Origin of the sequence: Vibrio sp. A2-1 (genome assembly GCF_021728355.1) — a bacterium.
GTDB classification, from domain to species: Bacteria; Pseudomonadota; Gammaproteobacteria; order Enterobacterales; family Vibrionaceae; genus Vibrio; species Vibrio splendidus_K.
In genome coordinates this window covers 1,493,521-1,510,687 of the sequence record NZ_JAKKCO010000001.1, presented here as the reverse complement: position 1 = coordinate 1,510,687, position 17,167 = coordinate 1,493,521, and the positions used below count along the sequence as shown (strand labels likewise).

Sequence of the window (17,167 nt, the reverse complement as noted above, 5' to 3'; positions counted from 1 at the left end):
TCTTGATTTAAAACATTTTTTTAGAAAATGATACGAAGCAACCGATTAAGCACCCTAGCATTTAGAATTACATGCCTTTAAATACGACCAACAACACGTAATACATTGACGTTATGAATGATGTAAAAAAAACAAAAAAGCCAAGCAGTGTGTGCTTGGCTTTGAGTCATCTATTTCTGTTTGCTTATAGCTTATTTATAGCTTTAGGCTTTAGGCTTTAGGCTTTAGGCTTTAGGGCGCATGATATTCTTAACCTTACGGCTATTTTCACCAAATACACGCTGCACAAGTTGATTCATGTCTTCCGCAGTGATCGACCTCGCAACACGCTTAACTTGAGACAACGCTTCGATGTCGTAACCATGAAGTAAATAACGAGATAGGTACCACGCTTGGTCGATAGAGCTCATCTCGAGAGGCGTGAAGTCAGCTTCAAACTGTTTCACTACCGCTCGCATTTCCTCTTCAGAGACACCTTGTAGAAGGTCTGCAATCACCTTATCGATCGCCACTTCCACTTTATCAACGTTCTCAGGCGCTATCATCGCACCAATAACCCACTCATGACTCAGCTCTCTATCTGCAGACGCCGAATATGCATAAGGTGAGTAATCTAAACTCAACTCTTCACGAATATAAGCATCTAAGCGAGTCGCCAGCAGTCGTTCTAGCAAGCTTTCCGTGAAGATATCTTTTGCCGTTACGCCTTGGTCGGTTTCGGTTACAGGTTCAGAGATGACTCGTAAGACGTACTCTGCGCTATTCACATTGTTGATGGCTAAATCAATACGTGATTCAGATGGCTGCTTGTAAGCCACCTTAAAGTCAGGAACCTCGGCTTTTTCTAATGGAATCGAAGCCAAGTATTGCTCAACCAAAGGCTTTAACTCACTTGGGTCGATATCACCCACGATAACCAATTGGTTATGTCTCATTTGACCAAACAGCTGCTGGTGAAGATTAGCGACGTCTTCCACAGAAACCGCTTCAACACGTTCTTTATCAACAAAGAGGTGGCCACTGTCCTGACCATAGATGTTCTGGTTTCTTGCGCGTTCAAACTGACCAACAGGGCTGCTCAAGAAAGATTCTTGACCTTGTACAAACTCCTGCTTCACTGCCTCTAACTGCTCGGGAACAATTTTAGGCGCAGTGATGAAGGTATAAAGCGCAGCAAACGTGTCTTCAAGCCCATCTTTGTTAATATTAAATTCAATACCATGACGAGTATTACCAATGAAGGAATCGGCACGAATATTTTCCCGATCAAAGTACGCTAAAAGCTCAGAGCCCGTAAACTCACCGGCACCGCTTCGAGCGAAGGTAGGTAACGCAACCTCAACCGCTGGGTACAAGCTCGGATCCAAAGCGGCTTTTCCGCCGAGGCTCATGTACATTACACCGACATCATCACCTGCCACATAATCACGCAGGTACCACATATCGATACCATTACTTAACGTCCACTTTTGGATGTATGGGTCTACGGACATTTGTTCAGCAAGTACAACCTCGCCTTGCGAGCTAGGTATAGCAAAGGCACTGGCTGTCCCAATCGCAAGCGGCGGAACTCCCGCCTCGCTATACGCGGCTTTTAAACTATCTAGAGAGTTGATGACCGCTGTTCTGTCTTCGGAATCATCCATCCCAATAACAATAAAGTAATCATCAGAAAGTAGATTCTTGATGTTGTCGTTAATCACTTCAAGGCTCAAGTTATCAATGAAGGCTTCCAAGCTGACTTGATAGTCTTTCTGTGATTGGACGATTCGATCAGTGACTAACGCACTCACTTTGTAGTTCGCGTGTTCAACGCTGTCCATTTTATCCCAGTCATGCTCAATGTTATCCAGCAAGTCTTGGTAGTAGTGCAGTTCGCCAGCAATATCCGTTTCCGAAACACCAAAATCACGCAGTGATGCCAATGTAGAAAGCAGATCTTTTTGGATAACTTCGCGGCCTCCAGTCGGAAACCCAACACTTATTGACGAATAGTACAGAGAACCCATTCGATAGCTATCAGACGCTATCCATTGAGTCGGCAGCGCGGCATCATTGAACACCGCTTCTAATCGCTGTCGAATCAATTGTTGAGCGGTTTCATCTAACCTGCGTTGGTTCTGCTGAGCATGATTGTCAACTCTATTTAAACCTCGGTTAAACGTCAGAGTGATGCTTGGCGCTTCTCTTCCTGCGTACTCAACATAATCATCTTCATTGAATGACGTCACTTTCTGTTTCTCTGGTCGCGGCGTGTCGCCACGCTCCCAGCTAGAAAACTTTTCTTCAATGAGTGGAATCACGGTTTTGATATCCACATCACCAGAAACGACCAGCTCAACTATTTGAGGTTGATACCAAGTCTGATAAAAGTTGGTGATGCCTTGAGGAGTGGCATTCACAATCGACGGTTTAGTCCCTAGTGCATCTTGCGATTGGTACGGGCCGCCTTCAATGAAGTGATCATAAAATATCTCTCCGAATGACTTATCATCGAGGCGAGCCATACGGAACTCACCAAGAACCACGCCTTTTTCTTTTTCTACTTCTGAACTTGATAGATCCAGGCCATCACCAATGTCACGCATCCACGTCAAAGCAGACTGCAATTGGATGTTATCTGGCAAATCTAACTGGTAGACCGTCTCTTCATAAGAGGTGTAGGCATTAATATCTGCACCAAAGCTAGCGCCTGCATCTTCAAATAGACGAATCACATCATTTTCAGAGAAATTCTTGCTGCCATTGAATGCCATGTGTTCCAAGAAGTGCGCGTAGCCTTCTTGCTGAACAGTCTCTTGAATTGAGCCCGCGTGCACAACTAAACGAACAGATACGGATTCTTCATGATCTGGATAAACATGGTAGGTAAGGCCATTTTCTAGCTGGCCTGATGTCCATGCCGGATCCGGCTGGATTGGAGTTTCGGTAGTTTTTGATGTTGAGCTACAGCCAACTAAGGTGAAGCATACTGCCGCCGCTAAATAATATGTTTTCATAACAACCTCTTAATGTCATTCATCGACAATATACAGATTGAGTTAACGATTATTATTTAATATTGAACCGGATGAATATCTTTGTGATCTGGATCTTTATTTTATAAATTGCTATACGTTGTGTAAGACCCACTGTACTCGTTTAAAGCAGCGTTTTGATAAGAGCCTAAAACATCCATTTAAACTCGCTTACTCCACATACTTTAAAATCAATGGCTACATCCCCTTAAGCTAGTTCTCTACATACCTTTAAAGAGCCCTTGCGAAGCGCGGCTGATCGGTAACTTCTCTCCAGAAACATACGCCGACATCTGGCCTGAGAGCCCTTTCTTCACCTTATCAATAGCGGAGACCTTCACCACCACGGAGCGGTGGATCTGCCAAAACTCATCAGGATTGAGCTGAGCGATCAGTTCTTTTAGCGACACGCGAAGAATAAACTCTTCTAACGAACCGCCTTGACCCTTTTTAAATATAGACACGTACTTATCTTCCGCTTTGAAGAAAGCCACATCATCGACGGCGATTAGGTGAATGTCTTCCCCAACACTGGCTTTAAGCCATGTGAGATATTGAGGTTGAGCTTGCTGTGATGTTGATTGAGATAATTGCTGAAGCTGACTCATTAACGCAGCAATATCAGGCTGCTCAGGCGTAATACAGGATTGTGTTTGATTGCTCGACAAGCGCGCTTGAACCTTCTGACAGGTAGCGAGTAGGCGCTCTTCGTTGATTGGCTTCAGTAGGTAATCCATCGCATTGTGCTCAAAGGCTTTGACTGCATATTCGTCATAAGCGGTGATGAATACCACCAACGGCGGAGAGTCTAACTTGTTCAATTGTTTCGCCAGCGAGATTCCATCGAGCTCTGGCATGCGAATATCGAGAAAGGCCACATCGGGCTTAAGCTGTTGAATACTCTGCATCGCCTCTAAACCATTGGTTGCCTTACTGACGATCTCTAGCTCAGGCCAAACCTCAGCAAGGCTTTTGTCTAAATGGTGCCTTAACAGTGCTTCATCGTCTGCGATAATTGCCGTTACGTTCGGCTTTACTGCTGGGTTAGTCATTATTATTCCTTTAAATTCACACTGTAAATCGTCTGTTTGTAATCACTGATCTTAGAGGTTCGGCTCATCGTTCTCAGATCTAGTTTCGCTGATAAGCGGTAATAAGATTGTCGATACCACCCCACCCTCAGCTTGCTCAGTGATCGTCAAGCTAGCTTTCTCACCGTAAAGGGTTTCGATTCGCTGACGAATATTGCTAAGTCCCACACCATGGCCCGCACTAATAGAAGGGGAGTTCAGCCCAGCGCCATTGTCTGCAACTTCAATTTTTAGTTGCTGCGCCTGTTGAGCTATGCGGATATTCACTTGGCCACCCGCGGCTTTAGGTTCGATACCGTGCGTGAGTGCATTCTCGACCAAAGGTTGAATCAAGAATGGCGGAATCACCTGCAAGTCGCTGATGCCATGCGTTTCAATCGAAAACTCCAATCGTTCTGCCAATCGAATTTTCTGAATATTAAGGTAAGCATCAATCAAATCGACTTCTTGAGAAACCGTAGATTGATCAGCACGACTATTTTTTAATGTCACGCGCAGTAAATCCGTCAGCTTTTCTAACATCAGCTTGGCTTTAGCGCCATCAGTCTCAATTAGCACGCTTATGGTGGCGAGAGTGTTGAACAAAAAATGAGGTTCAATTTGGCTTTGAAGTTGCTTTAGCTGACTCATCACCACGACTTTCTCTTGGTCAGCTTGACGGCGTTTAGCAATCTCCAACTCATTTTCGGCTCTGAGTTGTTCGCCTCTCGTATAAAAATAGTAGTAACAAACCGAGCAGAAAATGACACCCAACAACATCACCGATTTCAGCCCAGAGAAATTGTCACCAAAGAAACCATTTAACCAATAATGTGCGTTTAACGTACCAACCGTCATCGCCACCAACATCGAGATACCCACTTCAAACACACGAGATTCGGTTTTGAACAACTTAACCAAAATGAAAGAAGAGCCGACCGCACTCAAACCAAAACCAAAGCTGATCGCGAGGTTGAGGATGAAATCGCCTCCCCATATGGTTTGCGTGGTCACAGCAATCAAAGCGCAGAAAATGGTGGTCAGAGTGAAACTCTTTGGCCACGAAAATTCACTTTTAGAAGAAGTACTCATTAAAACCGTCCTTTGATATTTAAGAGAATCATATGACTATCGGGTAAGTTGGCGTAAGCAGAATCACTTTTACCGCCTAGAAAGCGTGCAGCAAGTTCCAAATCCAACGATGAATCACCATTATCTAAAGCCTGATAGTTGAGCCACTGCGTAGCAATAAAGCCGCCGTCTTGTGGAGATAACATGACGTCGAATGTCGGCGTGATATCTTCAAGCCAGCCATGTGTCGAATCCAAAGACCAGTGAAACATGATGTTGTGTTGAACCAAATTGGCGTGTTGATAGCCCTGAGCGTAAGAACCAGCCAATGATGCTGTCATTGGATTAACCGACAAAGACTCGGCATTTTCTATTGCCCTTTGCCATTCAGAGTTACTCCAAGCTCGGCTATCAAACCAATATTCCAGAACCACATTGTGCCCCGAGTCATTGGCCCATGTTAGTCCTGCTAACGCTTGATAAGCCTCGCCCTGCTCTTCGAGATAAACCGGTTTAAGCATTGAGCTCGGCTGGCGATAGCCTAGGCTTTGTCGCTGATAAACCGCCGAACCGTGAAACTCCCACGCGAGGTTTAATACCGAAACCAAACTAGCCCCGAGCAAGCCGTGACGTACATCGTCGTAATAAGCGACCCATTGAACTTCGTGATCGCCCACTAAGTTGTAACGACGTACCCCAAGTCCTTGTTGCTGATTCTGCTTTTCGAATTCATTTACGTCTTGGGAAGTCCATGACGAATCACTGTAAAGCAATGTCCACTCGCCCGTCATATCAAACAATGAGACCGAAGCAACGCCAGCGCCCTCTTCAGCCACAATACCAACGGGGTTCTGGCGATAAGGCTTGATGATGTCTAACGGTCGGTAGCCATAACCCACGCCCCAATCGAGACGAACCTTACCGAGCGTCACATCAAGGTAGTGATCCCCGAAAGCAGAATTAGACAGTTCAACACCACCTTGCCAAAACAACTCTCGTACAATGAATTCAGACTCAAAGGTCGCGTCTTGTTCTTGAGGGTTGTTGCTCACAATATCATTGGCTTTCACTGCGAACAGACCAAGCCAATTGCCATATCCAACCTCTAGATCCAGCAAACCATTGAGTGACTGACGATTATCTGATGCTAAAGGACTGAATGGCGACTCTCGCGATTCAACCGACTCAGCGCTCAGTTGCCAATCCCAGGCCAAGCTCAGATCGTCTGCTTGAATCGTGTTACTTACACAAGACAAAGCAAGCAAAGTAGTGATTGAAGACTTTATGTGGAATCGGCGATTGGGCGCTCTCATACGATCACCTACAATCCAGATACACTGTTACGCGACAAATAAGCAGGGTTGTAGTATTTGTCTTCCAAGCTTTGTTCTATTACTTCGCGGTACTCAATCACGGTTTTCTTACTCGGCTGAATCTTATCGAGCAAGGTCATCGATACCACACTTGGCAAGCCATCTCGCACACCTTCAGCAAACCACGCTTGCTTCGCTAACTTTCCTGAACGCAGGTACAAATCCGCTTTAACTGGAAACGCTCGGTCTGCCGTTAACCACAGGTCAATCGATTGATAGCTGGCACCCTTGGTTTTCGCCGCTAGCTTTAGGTGATGGGTATCAATTGTCTCGCCAGTCGGCATCTCAACCAGTTGTTCGGCAACCCACTCACCTTGGTAATCTTCACTCCAAGTGAGTGTCGAGATATCGCCCACCGAGGCTTCACCCAATAACTTTTGCATCGGTGTGATACGAATTGGTCGACGAGATTTCGGCATCAGTAACCAATAGTTATCTTCAATCATCAGCATCTTTTGACCTGCCTCAACAGCTGATTTAAAGACGACCAATGACTCTCGATTTGGCCTTGTGTAGACATTGTATTCACGGGTTTTATCCAGTTGTTCGTCTTGGTATAGCGCCACCAAAGAAACCACCTTAGAGGCTTGTGCACTGTTCAAGCGGTAGCTATCCGCCTTGGCAATCATCTCAGTGACTTGTTGTGAATCGACTGCCCAGCTTGGCGTCGATGTTACAGCTAGTGTTAGAACCGAGGCCAAGGCCAAAACAGAGCCCAACGTTTTAATTGAGCGAGTTAATTTAGACATAAACCAGCGCCTCCGTGATTGGCTTGTTCACGCCTTTACGAGCAGAGAAATAAGCAGCGATTAAACATATTGTCAGCACACCTAAGGTGGCGTAACCAACCAATTCCAATGAGAAGTAAATATTGAGTGGGTAGCCTTCGGTTCTGCCGGGAGGTGGCGGCATTTGTATATCAACCACCAACAGTAGCAACGACACCAAGCCACTCACTAGCGCGCCAATCGCGCTACCAATCAGTGCCAGTAATCCCGCCTCTTTTAAGAAGCCTGTGACAATTTCAGAGGGGTAACTGCCGAGTGCTGACAAGGTGCCGATCTCTCGAGTACGTTCCGTCACTGACATAGTCATGGTGTTAAACAACGACACAAACACCACCAACGCCATCACTGCGCCCATGATGCCGAAGATCCGGTCGTAAAGATCTTTAACCTTGGTGTAGAAAAACGCGCGATCTTGCCATGGGGTAATCTCGATCTCTGAGCCTGGATCGTTTTGGCTAGCGCTATTTCGCTCTAAAGCAGTTTGGATGCGCTGTTGAACGGTCGAGGTTTTGCTTGTTTCAAATAGGAACACCGACAAGGTGCTGACTTTATCTGAGGCCAACAGCTCTTGAGCGGCAGTGATATGAACATATAACTGACGCTTATCCAGCTCAGGAACCCCAGTCGAGTAGATGCCCTGCACCTTAAAATCAAAGGCATTCAATGCGCCGTCACTTGTTGTAGCGAGCAGAGTCACCCAATCTCCTACCGCAACTTTAAGGTTACGAGCAAGGTCAGTTCCTAGCATCACTTGGGGTTCTTGGCTGTCGTATCTTGGGGATTTCACATCCGACAGGGTTTGCCCGCTGCGTACATCAAGGAAAGGGCCTTTCATGTCGAACTCACGCTCATTCACGCCCGTTCCCATAAAAATGGTCGACTTGCTGCCGTTAGAAACCAAACCACTGAAATAGACTCGCGGCTGCACACCACGCACATCACTATCGCCAATAATGCTCTTGGTTAGGGATTGAACGTTATCCAGACCATTGCTCAGCGGCATATCTTCGTCTTGTTCAAAATAACCCGGCGTGCTCAAGGTAAGGTGGCCAGTATCACGCGCAGTCGATTCTCTCAGTGACTCATAGGTGTAAAGCCCATAACCACCGGCACTGGTCAGTGCAAATACCGCAATGGCGATGATCAACACTGAAAGCAGGCTGCGCCGACCGTTTCTTAATAAATTAAGCCACGCTAAACGCACCGAAGTTGGAAGTAAAAACGTGCTCATTCTTTGTGTTAACTTGCCCATGAGATCGCCTCCGTGGTTGCCGCTTGTGGAGCCAATTGACCATCGATTAACTCAATGATTCTGTCGCAACGCTTTGCCATTCTTGGGTCGTGCGTTGCTACGATAAAAGTCGTGCCCATTTCATGGCCGAGCTCTTTCATAATGTCGATCACTAGGTTCGCGGTATGGCTGTCTAGGCTGGCGGTCGGCTCATCAGCAATCACGAGGCTTGGATTGTGAATCAGCGCTCTGGCTATCGCGACACGTTGCTGTTGGCCACCTGAAAGGTTATCTGGTCGATGATGAACGTAATCCCCCAACCCAACACGCTCTAACATGTCTTGTGCTCTGGTCTGTTGTTCTTGCCTCGAGCATTGGTTCAACATCAATGGGTATGCCACGTTCTCAAGTGCCGTCATCACTGGAACCAGATTGAAGCGCTGAAATACAAAACCCAACGACTGACGGCGAAAACGCGCAGCGGCGATTTGCTCTGTCGGATACGGTTGGCCATCAATATTAATCTGCCCTCGATAATCCATATCCAACAAACCAAGAATATTCAAAAGTGTGCTTTTTCCTGAACCAGACGGGCCGCACAACGCCACCATTTCGCCGCGTTGGATGTGTCCATCGACCCCATTTAATGCATCAACACGTTGACCGCCCGTGACATATGCTTTGCCGATACCGTTAAATTCAATCATTTCGTTGTCCTCTTATTTCCAATCCATTCTTAAGCCCTCGCAAACCGCAATTGAGCTATCGCAGCTGTTATTTGGCTTTGACAACTGTTACTTGGCTTTCGCTATTAGGGCCTTCGCTGTCATGGTCTCGATGTTTCCGGCATCGGTACTTTCCATTTTTTCAAGCCACACCTGTGCTTGCTTGAAGTCTTCAGCACGAATCGATGCAGTAATGGCGTAACGGTAAATCCACGCTGTCGCAGAGAAATGTTGTTGTTGGAAATCATCTTCCGCGAGTAACGAGAGGAACAGGTCATAACCACGGTCAAAATGGTTAAACATATCTGGTAGAGAAGTGTAAGTCACCGCTGCCATGGCGCGAGTTAGGTAAGAATCTGGCAGCCCTTGAACACGAGGTTGTTCATCAATCGGTTGGACTTCGTCTTTAAGCAGCACCAGTGATTTATCAATGGTCGATAAGCCCTTCTCCACATACTTCATCTTGTTCCAAGGCAAGAATGCATCACGTCCCATTAAGGTTTCTGTACTGCCTAAGTAAACCAAGGTCAGTGGCGTAGCACCGTCTTGTTGTAGCGTGTCATTCAGGCGTTCATAAGCCACCTCAACCAAGTCTTCATTGCCTTGCGCAGCTTGGTTGTAGATATCAAGCACGTCTGAACTTGGGTTAGCCAAAGCTAATGACGGTACAAACGAAACAAGAGCAATCAGTAATGAACGCTTAAGCAGAGAAGTGGTAGAGCTTGAATTAAATGAGTGTGAAGTAGTCATGATTTCTAATCCCTTTCAAATGTTGACGTTGAAAGGTTAACTAGAATTTGTCGTGCAGTTTTACCAATGCGACGAATGGTAATTACAAGGAGCGAATGGTTGAGAGGGGGTGTGAGTGGTGGGAGCTGCAAACAAAAAGCACGAGTAGGAAAGGATAAAATGAGTGGGAAAAAACGTATCTGACATTTCCTACTTCAGGCCTTGATCAGAGCTGACTCATTTCTGCCCCATAGTCTATTTCATCTGAACTTCGACCTGACTAGTTACTCTTTATTTAGCTCCATATTTTTGTCTCAAACTTGTGTCTGTGTAGTGGTCAGTGCTTTGAGATAGGAGTAGATTTTATTGCGGCATAATGTCGTATACGTAATGAGCCATTATGTATAAGACATTGATAAATCGTAATTAAATCTTAGACAGTTGTCAGATTTTCAACAACCTTAGGCAGAGCTCATCTTTAATAAAGATGGTACCATTAAAACGTCAAATAACGTGAAATTTGAGTTGGGGGCCTAGCCATGATAAAGGCAGTAAAGACACACGTGAGCAATTTAGCAGGAAAGCAGCGGCTGTATGACGTAACGTTATCCAGATTTTGTCAAATGAACCAAAAAGCCGTGGATGATGAAGGACACAATTGGTTTGGATTTGAATCGGGATATGAAAAGCAAAAAAAATTATTTTTTATTGGCCATCATGCGCCCTCGGTTTCGGAACAAGCGGTGGCTGAACATTTGAGAACGGCGCAGCAGTACCTAATGCAATGGCAGCGCGTGCTTTCAGAACCGGAAGGGGGCATTGTGGCGTTTACCTATCAGGGAGTCGACTTTTCTGTGCCTACACGTGGTAAAGCCCAGTCAGTACCTGTTACTGATTGGCTAGATTGGGTATTTATGACAATCATTACAGGGCGATATGGTGATCTAAATGCCCTAATGGCCCAATTCGGGCGTGGGCAAGTAAATTGTGGGGAAATTTTTGGTTCGCTGCATTGCGAAATTATTTTGCACTTATTGGGTTTGCAACCTAGCCAAGATATTACTGCTGCCATTGAGCGACTGACGCAGTTAATTGATGAAGGCGATCGCGCTGGCAGAGAGCGCTGGATGATTTTCCACAGTATTACCATCACGCTTGGTTTCTATGATGTGATGCAAGCGGTACACCAACAAAATCAAGAGGCGTATCGTGATGCTATGCACCGTGCTTTGGAAATGCACAAAGAGTGGTGGACGCATGATAAAGATTTTAGCCAAAGGGAAACGGGGTATGTTTCACTGCCGTTGCTCACAGCGGCTAAATACGCCAAAGAAAAGTATGGATTGACCCTTGATGTTGAGTCAGGATATTTACCTACTTATGTATTCTCAAACTCGTAAACAGTGAAGTAAAAATGATCGGTGGCGTTGTTGCCGATCATTACACTGATTGTCACAGTAACCCCGCGTTATTGAGCTGTTCTGCTACCATTAGAGTGGCATAAAGCTACGCGACTCTTTCGATACTTTTGCTCATTGGTTGTTTGCTAATTTAGTAATGTCGCTGACAAGCTTTTGTCCAAAAATGAGTTAGAGCAGCAGGTCTACAAACATTAATGCTAGTTTTTCTATACGCTATCTAATTCGTGACGGGTACCGGCGTTATGAGCTACTTGACATGTTTGGTTCCGTGGGGAAAAGATCGTGATTACGATAGCGTGCGTAGAGTAAAAGTGCGGTATAAATAGCTCGTTGGTGTCGCTTTATTAGCTTCGCACTGAGGATTAACTAAACTAGCCCTAATACACCTCATAATCAGAAGGTTCCAATTATGAGGTTTGTAACGTGGTTTATCTTGGAATAGAAATTACTTTTAGTACGATTCTATATCGAGTTAATTGTTTGATTGGTTATCAGAAACAGTCACATCACTTAAATTAGGTTTTTCATAAAATGGTCGTATATCCTTTGCACAGTTGGCTCTGAGGCAGAGCTAAAGAAGTGAGTCATTGACTCTTCGGATGAAAAGAGTTCAACCAAAGATATAGAGTATCCATCGGCTATGAATGGTATCAAAGGAGTATACGACCACAGTATATTTTTTTTACCATCAAGTAATTGAGCAGTAATATTGTAGCGGACGTCAAAACTACCAGGAAACCCCGGGGCCTTTCCTAAAACGACATGATTAAGTGTAATGACGAGTTTATTTGGGGAACTATCGTCAAATACTACTTTAACGTTACCTTGCTCTACTTTTTCGGAAAATTGTTTCTGAATAATCTGATTTAAACTAACTTGATTTTCATCCATAAAAATCAGGGTTTTTTCTTTTAAACCTAAACCATCTCCGCCTACTGGAGTTAAGCCCGAACCTTCAAGATGAACCGTACTTATTACAGTTAGTATCGAGTTGTCACTTTCACTTGATTCGAGTTTTATAGTTTTCAGATGTTCGAAGTTTTCTTTAGTCAACTTTACATCTGGAACTGTTGAACAACCACTTAAAAATATTGCTACAAAAAAAGTAAAATGATGAAATTTCAATGAATCACTCCGGTAAATATTAAATCTATCTTATATATTAAATTTGCTAATCATAACGTATCATTGAATGAATTAATATGTATATATACTATATATCTTCAGTTAGCTAAAATACATAACTAACGAATCCTTACTATTTAATACCAGTGATAATTGGTCATCTATGAAATTAGAAAAGGTACTAGCAAGTTTTTTTGTCCAGACACCTCTCAGACTGAATTTTCCCCCATGGAAAATTATTAATGTGATGGCTCTAAGAAACTTTTGTCCACAACTTGGATAGTCCAGTTTTTAACTCTTGGCACTTTATAACTCAAAGTGCGCTAAAACAAACTCATAATAGATAGCTCATCAAGCTCAATACTTTCTATAGCCTGATGAACTCATCCCAATACAGTGTCCGTTTTTTAGTACGCTGATTTATTTATATAATAATCAGCGACCTTGATGATCGATTTTTTTACCTGAGCAATCTGTTTTGAATGTGGACACCAAAGGGATATGGGAACCATTATTTCTTGTTTGATCTCGTCACATTTTATCTCTACCAAATTCTCTGTCATATATTCAGATTCAATTATCGATTTTGGTAAAAGAGCCCAGCCAAAATCATCTTGGACAAGCTTAACAATGACCGCTAATTGATCAACATATTCATGTCTTGAAGAAACAACAACCTTCTCCGTCATTTTATCATCGACCATAGATTTGAGTACAAACTGGCGTAAAGATTTCATCGTTGAGAGCGTTTCGTTTGAGGGCTTAGCCGATAATTCACTTCCTGCATGAGCAAATGGAACAAAAGGCATATTCCCCAAAAAGGTAAAATCAATACTATTAATCACTTTGCTTTCGTATATATTCACAATCCCAAAATGAATGCTTCCATCTTCGATCCCTGCTTTTATTTCTGGTTTCGTTCTGACCAAAAAATTAACACGCATGGATGGGAAGTCTTCATAAAGCTGTCGACGAATTTTAGAAACAACGTGATGAGGTAAAAAGCTCGCATAGGCTATCGTCACTGACTCTAGCCCGCCAAATGAAAGGCTTAATGCAAATCTATCAAGAGTTTTAGCCTGCTCTAGAATTTGCTTTGCGTAATGATAAAGGAGTACTGCATCTTCAGTCGGTTCGACACTGCGGCTCAATCTATCGAATAAAGTGATCGCTAACTGGTCTTCTAAACTCGTAATTACTTGTGCAACCGTTGTTCGGTGCTTATTCAATTTTATCGCAGCTTTACTAAAAGCTTGCTGTTCATATACCGCAACGAAAGTATTTAATTGTTCAAGACTAAAATTCATATCATGCCCTGCGAGTCCTTATATTCGATAATAAATCTTACCATCAGAGTTTACATTAACCAATACAACGTATGTTTCTCTTATTAAGTGGCACATTTTTATCAGCACGTTCTGACTTGAGTTCAAATATCTTCCCAAATACACATTAAACATACGAATTAGTATACTTTTTACCACCAGAAACCGCCCGCCCTCCCTTTACCGACGCTGTTTGGATGACAACGATGGTTCGAGCCCATCGCTAGAGAGTTAATGAGTCTAAAAACCTTATGTAAAGTTGCGTCATTGCTTCGGCAACTTAACTTAAATAACTCAGGAACGTCCCATGAACACTCTAAAAATGACCGCTTTGTCTACGGCTTTACTTGCTACTATTTCTATTTCTGCATTTGCTGGCGATGACATTCAAAAAGTCGATCCATCCGATATGACTCGTGCCAGCTCTAATATGTATGTAGCAACCAACAACAAAGGTGACCTAAAGCTATCAGGGGCACTATCATACGCTTATGACAACGGGCAGATGTCTATGTTCACATTGGAAGGTTCGATGGATAATGAAGGTAAATATAAAGACAGCCGAGCTCAATATTTCCATGTGTTCAACATAAATAGTGCTATTACACCTCGTGTAGCCGCATCATTAGATATCATTGATAATGCAAGCTTTACTACTGCTGCAGTAGGTGGTGTCGCTATTTTTAGAACTCCAATCGACTCTCTGACCTTTTTTGGCCGTGCAGCAGTGATGGGCGGTGAATATTCAGACAGCACAACAAGTGCCTTCGGTGTGACAGACAATAGCATCGTAGGTGGTATGGCTGCTGCTTATGCAGTTTGGAAGCCGGGCGCCGATGGTACTTATTTTGCAGCCTACCCAGAATTTACATACATGGATGGTGATATTGAAACGAGTACCGTTAAAACCACTCTACTCGCAGCGACTCCTTTTTCGGCAGACAAAACACGTTGGGGACAAGTCAAGGTTGAAAATACTTATGGAAGCATGGAATCAACCAATCAAAAACTAGACATTGACGACACCGTGGTTTGGTTCCAATACAAAGTATTCTTCTAAAACGACCAAAATCCATAATATGTTAAAGGTGAATCGAGAGATTCGCCTTTTTTTAGTTTTGTTTTCCTTACCTTACACCCTCTCACTCTTCTTTATTAAAATAGCCACGATTTACTATTCAGTTCGGCCTTACCTTGAACTGACTCTCGATCTCTATCAAGTTACATCTACATCCCGTATTGATTCAACACTCAAAACCTTATTCCAGCGAGCGAATTCGATGCTTCTATTGATTGATATCTAACTGTTTACGTTTGCTAGTGCATACCTAAACCCATCAAGATAAGTGAATTCAAACGAAGCCTCTCTTGAACTTACACTGCATCCTAACCCTACGTGTATTGCCAATGAGTAGAGGGTAAGGAGATCGAATGTATAGTCTGAACACAATGAGTAACGGGAAGAAGCTCAAACAATCGTATCTATATAATGTGAACTTCTTTACGCCATGGCATTGGTGTGTAACCACGAGCCTAAAGCGCATAAAAGCGTTAACACAAGCGATAATGGATAGTGGTGTTGAGATGACCCAAAGATATCGTGGTACTTAATCACCCGATAACAGGGAATCAATAACCAAGTTCAACAAACAAAAAACGCCAGTCAGGCGACTGGCGTTACAAAAAGATAAAACTCTATTCAATGATTAATCACATCAAGTAGCAATCACCGATTGCATAATTAGCGGCTAAAATATTTCGCAATCTCACGAGCATAAGTTTCTTCTTGGTTTTTGCCATTACTGGTTGAAAAGAAAGATATAACTAAGTCTTTTTCTGGTGAAATATACACACCTTGACCGCCAACACCGGCCTTGAATAAGTCGCCATCCTCAAAGATTGCATCAAATTGATAACCATTCTTGATGTTTGTGTCGTTGTAGAAAGAGTTTTCCATCATCTTACCAACATAACCACCACCGTAAGCTTCAGGGTTACCAGAGTCTTGAATTAACGTAATGACTTCTTTGCTAACACCACCATTACCCAACTTTGTGGCTGACGGAGTAAGTAACATACCGAATTTAGTCATATCTTCAATTGTGGTATTCATTGAGAAAAACATTAAAGGGTATCCCCCTTGTGGAGAAACGACAGTGTAAGCGTCATTATTTGCCCCCATTTTCTGCCACATATCACGACTGACAATCTCATTCATGGGTAAGTTACGAACATTCTCAATAAGTCGAGCCAGAACAAACGTATTAATTGAATTGTATTCGAATGTTTTTCCGCCCGGTGCTCTTCGCTTCATTTCGGCCAACACTTCAAGTGGGCTTTGGTTGCCTTCACCCTCAAATACGCCAATGGAAACCGCCCATTTAAACCAAGGTTGTTCTGGGTTTATACGTGAGTCTGCCTCTGGCTCATCGTGCTCTGTTGCGTTTAAGCCTGTCGCCATATTTGCAGTATCAGAAACAGATACTGTATCCCAGTCAGATCCCTTTAATTCTGGAATGTATTTAGAAATAGGGTCATTAGGGTTAATTTTGCCCTCATTGACCAACTTAGCCAGCTCTATACCTGCTGTAATTTTCGAGTTTGAAAACCAATTATGCTTATCTGTTTTTCGCATCGTGTTGTAACGTTCAAAGACAACCTCTCCACTCTTAACAACAAGAAAAGCATCGACAGGGTAAGAATCTAGGTGTTCATTTAATGTCTTGCTTTCACCGTGCACAGTCGCTGATATTTCACCAATTTCTAGGTCAATCTGATATGGGAATTGGTAGACAGGTCCATCACGTTCAATTTGAGCGGTAGGATAGAAACGGCTTAGGTTCTGCCAAGCAAACTTAGACTGTTCAATAGGAAACTGAAGTTTAACGCGATTGCCTTTTTGCAAGAAGAAGTCATGAGTATTGTAAACATCTACATTTGTGGATGATTCATTAACGATCTCATTAGCAAACGCTGAGCCTGCAGATAGAGCCGTTACTATGGATATAGCGATTAAGCTTTTCATATTGGTTTTCCTATTGGTATATAAGTGCTGTAGTGCGAACTGTATGCAAAAGCTGCGAGCCAGTTGCCTTTGTTAATACAGACACGTTACAAGGAAAACGTAATAACGCCTCATCGCCTCCGATGGATTGCTTCCATCAAACATTGAAGTTAGAAACATGAATATTGTGTTTTCGGTGGTTTTACCTACCCCAAGTGATTCTAATATTTACTATATTTAGTGTTGCTATGTGTAGAGCATGAAGAGAAATGAATTAAACGGCACATA

At 43.4% G+C, this 17,167-nt stretch carries 13 protein-coding genes; 2 read left to right on the top strand and 11 right to left on the bottom strand.

The features are described 5' to 3' along the window. Positions 1 to 224: 224 nt before the first annotated feature. The 8 genes from L3V33_RS06320 to L3V33_RS06285 all read right to left on the bottom strand — a co-directional run bounded on the left by L3V33_RS06320 (position 225) and on the right by L3V33_RS06285 (position 10,025). Positions 225 to 2,999 carry an insulinase family protein gene (locus tag L3V33_RS06320; protein WP_237289999.1) on the bottom strand — a complete coding sequence of 925 codons (2,775 nt, stop codon included), beginning with the start codon at positions 2,997 to 2,999 and terminating at the stop codon, positions 225 to 227. 239 nt (positions 3,000 to 3,238) lie between these two features. After that, complete coding sequence (locus tag L3V33_RS06315; RefSeq protein WP_237289998.1) at positions 3,239 to 4,069, bottom strand: response regulator transcription factor; 831 nt, start codon at positions 4,067 to 4,069, stop codon at positions 3,239 to 3,241. A 51-nt stretch (positions 4,070 to 4,120) separates the two neighbouring features. After that, positions 4,121 to 5,179 (bottom strand): sensor histidine kinase, encoded by a 1,059-nt coding sequence (locus L3V33_RS06310; RefSeq protein WP_237289997.1) that lies wholly within the window; start codon positions 5,177 to 5,179, stop codon positions 4,121 to 4,123. Further along, a complete protein-coding gene (locus tag L3V33_RS06305) occupies positions 5,179 to 6,471 on the bottom strand; it encodes a hypothetical protein (RefSeq protein WP_237289996.1) in 1,293 nt (430 codons plus the stop codon). The genes L3V33_RS06310 and L3V33_RS06305 overlap by 1 nt, the downstream gene beginning before the upstream one ends. Positions 6,472 to 6,479: 8 nt before the next feature. Further along, entirely contained in the window at positions 6,480 to 7,280 is an 801-nt protein-coding gene (locus L3V33_RS06300; protein WP_237289995.1) for an outer membrane lipoprotein-sorting protein, read from the bottom strand. Next, entirely contained in the window at positions 7,273 to 8,571 is a 1,299-nt protein-coding gene (locus L3V33_RS06295; RefSeq protein ID WP_237289994.1) for an FtsX-like permease family protein, read from the bottom strand. The genes L3V33_RS06300 and L3V33_RS06295 overlap by 8 nt, the downstream gene beginning before the upstream one ends. After that, complete coding sequence (locus L3V33_RS06290) at positions 8,559 to 9,257, bottom strand: ABC transporter ATP-binding protein (RefSeq protein WP_237289993.1); 699 nt, start codon at positions 9,255 to 9,257, stop codon at positions 8,559 to 8,561. Before L3V33_RS06290 ends, L3V33_RS06295 begins: the two co-directional genes overlap by 13 nt. A gap of 87 nt (positions 9,258 to 9,344) precedes the next feature. Further along, positions 9,345 to 10,025, bottom strand: coding sequence for a hypothetical protein (locus L3V33_RS06285; RefSeq protein WP_237289992.1), 681 nt, complete (start codon positions 10,023 to 10,025; stop codon positions 9,345 to 9,347). 518 nt (positions 10,026 to 10,543) lie between these two features. Between L3V33_RS06285 and L3V33_RS06280 the strand changes: the two genes are divergently transcribed. Next, positions 10,544 to 11,404, top strand: a complete 861-nt coding sequence (locus tag L3V33_RS06280) for an Imm49 family immunity protein (protein WP_237289991.1) — start codon at positions 10,544 to 10,546, stop codon at positions 11,402 to 11,404. 531 nt (positions 11,405 to 11,935) lie between these two features. Here L3V33_RS06280 and L3V33_RS06275 read toward each other — a convergent pair. Together L3V33_RS06275 and L3V33_RS06270 are read right to left on the bottom strand one after the other, a co-directional pair. Next, complete coding sequence (locus L3V33_RS06275; RefSeq protein WP_102460159.1) at positions 11,936 to 12,550, bottom strand: hypothetical protein; 615 nt, start codon at positions 12,548 to 12,550, stop codon at positions 11,936 to 11,938. A 407-nt stretch (positions 12,551 to 12,957) separates the two neighbouring features. Next, entirely contained in the window at positions 12,958 to 13,857 is a 900-nt protein-coding gene (locus L3V33_RS06270; protein WP_237289990.1) for a LysR family transcriptional regulator, read from the bottom strand. Positions 13,858 to 14,182: 325 nt separating this feature from the next. Between L3V33_RS06270 and L3V33_RS06265 the strand changes: the two genes are divergently transcribed. Continuing rightward, positions 14,183 to 14,935 (top strand): hypothetical protein, encoded by a 753-nt coding sequence (locus L3V33_RS06265; protein WP_065206503.1) that lies wholly within the window; start codon positions 14,183 to 14,185, stop codon positions 14,933 to 14,935. 681 nt (positions 14,936 to 15,616) lie between these two features. On the opposite strand, the gene L3V33_RS06260 is transcribed toward L3V33_RS06265, so the two are convergent. Beyond that, positions 15,617 to 16,900 (bottom strand): serine hydrolase domain-containing protein, encoded by a 1,284-nt coding sequence (locus tag L3V33_RS06260; protein WP_237289989.1) that lies wholly within the window; start codon positions 16,898 to 16,900, stop codon positions 15,617 to 15,619. Between the last annotated feature and the right edge of the window lie 267 nt (positions 16,901 to 17,167).

Bases quoted from the DNA above. Each gene is read 5' to 3' on its own strand.
- L3V33_RS06320 (WP_237289999.1), bottom strand. From the start codon at position 2,999: ATGAAAACATATTATTTAGCGGCGGCAGTATGCTTCACCTTAGTTGGC.
- L3V33_RS06315 (WP_237289998.1), bottom strand. From the start codon at position 4,069: ATGACTAACCCAGCAGTAAAGCCGAACGTAACGGCAATTATCGCAGAC.
- L3V33_RS06310 (WP_237289997.1), bottom strand. From the start codon at position 5,179: ATGAGTACTTCTTCTAAAAGTGAATTTTCGTGGCCAAAGAGTTTCACT.
- L3V33_RS06305 (WP_237289996.1), bottom strand. From the start codon at position 6,471: ATGAGAGCGCCCAATCGCCGATTCCACATAAAGTCTTCAATCACTACT.
- L3V33_RS06300 (WP_237289995.1), bottom strand. From the start codon at position 7,280: ATGTCTAAATTAACTCGCTCAATTAAAACGTTGGGCTCTGTTTTGGCC.
- L3V33_RS06295 (WP_237289994.1), bottom strand. From the start codon at position 8,571: ATGGGCAAGTTAACACAAAGAATGAGCACGTTTTTACTTCCAACTTCG.
- L3V33_RS06290 (WP_237289993.1), bottom strand. From the start codon at position 9,257: ATGATTGAATTTAACGGTATCGGCAAAGCATATGTCACGGGCGGTCAA.
- L3V33_RS06285 (WP_237289992.1), bottom strand. From the start codon at position 10,025: ATGACTACTTCACACTCATTTAATTCAAGCTCTACCACTTCTCTGCTT.
- L3V33_RS06280 (WP_237289991.1), top strand. From the start codon at position 10,544: ATGATAAAGGCAGTAAAGACACACGTGAGCAATTTAGCAGGAAAGCAG.
- L3V33_RS06270 (WP_237289990.1), bottom strand. From the start codon at position 13,857: ATGAATTTTAGTCTTGAACAATTAAATACTTTCGTTGCGGTATATGAA.
- L3V33_RS06265 (WP_065206503.1), top strand. From the start codon at position 14,183: ATGAACACTCTAAAAATGACCGCTTTGTCTACGGCTTTACTTGCTACT.
- L3V33_RS06260 (WP_237289989.1), bottom strand. From the start codon at position 16,900: ATGAAAAGCTTAATCGCTATATCCATAGTAACGGCTCTATCTGCAGGC.